This window comes from Treponema sp. OMZ 805 (genome assembly GCF_050937395.1).
Taxonomy (GTDB): domain Bacteria; phylum Spirochaetota; class Spirochaetia; order Treponematales; family Treponemataceae; genus Treponema.
In genome coordinates, this window is record NZ_JACCLP010000030.1 from 1 (window position 1) to 2,536 (window position 2,536).

Sequence of the window (2,536 nt, forward strand, 5' to 3'; positions counted from 1 at the left end):
TATTGAGCGTGGTATTGAACAAGGTGCTTACCAAAAAGCTCGTGAAACTGCAACCGCATTTAAAAGACTTGGAATTGATATTGCCAAAATAGCAGAAGGAACCGGCTTAAGCCTTGAAGAAATCTCACACCTATAAAGATATGGGCATCTCTAAAAAACCGATTCACAATCCGCTTAAGAATGGAAATAAAGGTACTGGAGATAAACACAAAAAAAGGGCTGTCCTTTTAGAACAGCCCTTTAATTTTACTGAGGTTAATCCCTTAAATTATTAATCCGCTAAATCAGGCATTCTCACTCATCCAGCCATTTACCGAATTCAATATTGCTTCCAAGATAGCCTACTACAGGCCGTCCATCAGTATCAAAGCCTAAATTTACCTTCTTAAACTTAGGTGTACCGCCCTGAGCAGGCGTAAGAGTAGGAATAGTCATACAGTCCCACCTGCCTGTTACAAAACCATCCTCGTAATATAATCCTTCAGCTATTTTGTTTGCTTCATCACCCATTGACGTACCGACACCATTTTTAACAGTACCGACATTATCCTTTGCAACGGCAAGCTTGATGGCACTTCGCTGACCCGCTTCAGAATTATTGTAATAGGCAATATAGGGTTTGTTATTATGAACCTTAATTTGTGTCCACTGCCCCACGCTAAAAGCAGCATCCACCAAAGCTGTTTTCAATGTAGTAGCATTATAGCTGTCAAGATAGAAATACTTTAAATCTCCATTATTTGAATCAAAGGCCGCTATATGAATACCATTGCCTGAATCGATATCCATCGAAACATATTGACCGACATAGTTGGGGAACTCAATAGAACTATCCGTCCAAGCAACCACAGCTGTAGGATCATCACCCGTTACAGGAGCATTTGAATAACGCAGCTTAAGCTTACCTACCGATTCATCAAAGTATACAACTACGACACGTCCATCACTCAGTACGCCTATATCAAAATATGGAGAAGCAGATGTAACGAGTTCTAAACGACCTGTATTGTAATCAGGAGAAGGGAAAGCTTCTTTGGTATCCTTTGGAGCAGTTGTATAATTCTCCTTTAAATTTGTCCATTGCACATATTCTGGATGACTACTATCACTATATAGTTCAAATTTAGTAGGTGAAGATCCCGTGTCAATACCGGTAACACTATCTTTTTTGCCAATCTGAAAATTTCTAAAAATGAGTTTTTTATCATTTGTATTAGTATCATAATATGCCATATACACCACAGCTTTATCAGTTATAGAATTTCCTTTTGTTATGATCTTCGGATACTGATATCTGCCCAATAACAGAGAATCATGATGGGTGGTTTCAAGCGTGAGAGCATTATTCTTAAGCCTCGTTGAAAGATTTCCACCCTGAGCTTCATACTTAGCATACTGAACACCTGCCCCCCAACCTTTTCCGTCATCGTATAATTCAGCATACCTATCATAAATAAAGGACATAGCGCACTTATCTCTATCGTAAACCGTTACATGATGGTATCTTCCGCCATCATCCCTTGCCATACCCATTTGATCCCATATTGAAGCTTTTATCAGGTATTCTGTATCCGTTGTACTGCCTGTAGCGCCGTTAAATTTTGCACGCTGAGGCATTGCATGTGAAGGCTGATACGCCCCAGCGCCTCCCGATGCGACAGCACTATCAGGTCCTCCGCTTAAATCAATATACCCGAACACCGGATCATTTCCATCCATAATCATTTCAGGATAGTAACCGTTTCTCACAGCTGTTTGCTTTATATCGAATAGGCGCAGATATCGGTCATCGTTGAAGTTTTTATTTTTCAACAAATACAAATCTTCTTCTTTGTTATACGCTTTTTCATTGCTATTAATATTATTTATTGCACGAACCTTCGAAGCTCCTGCAAATACTTCAAGATAACCCGATTTTGAAAGAGCATTTGTTAGTGTAAATTCGGAACCACTTCCGGTAGCAGTAAGACCTTCTCCAGTCGTTTCTGTAGCAGTTGGCAAGTCTGCTGCTTTAACAAGTCGTACAGTAGGATTAGGCAAGTTAAAGCCCTTTACCTTTATGAATCCTACCGTACTGCCTTTTATAACCGAATATTTCCCGTTCGATGAGCGGATAGTATTTTTAGTCAAGCCGCTTTCGTGCGTTTTTTCAGTTACTATCTCCGTAATATACGGCACAACATCCACCTTCCTGCTATCAGACGCGGTATTTGTTTGAGCGGTATCTTTTACTGTTACCGTAACGGTTTTATCCAAGCCTACGCCGTTCGCTATCTTTGAGCTATCCCAATCGAGCTGCCATTTAACGGTATGACCCTTTTCAACACTGAACTCATTCGATACAACAGTAAACTTCCATCCGTTTGTATCAACATTACCGGATTCTACCGTAAAATTACCGGTTGAAGTACTATACGTTGCAAGCCTGTGACCTACTTGAGCATCCGTAGTACTTGCACCGGTAAATGTAAAGCCGTCGATCTTTGCCCAAATTTCCGTGATAACCTGATCGTCATACGCAGTTCCCGTAATGCTT

At 40.4% G+C, this 2,536-nt stretch carries 1 protein-coding gene; it reads right to left on the bottom strand.

Annotated elements, in window-relative coordinates:
• Positions 1-294: 294 nt before the first annotated feature.
• Positions 295-2,536 (bottom strand): hypothetical protein (locus HGH47_RS12060; protein ID WP_432912664.1); only part of this gene is annotated, 2,242 nt, incomplete at its 5' end.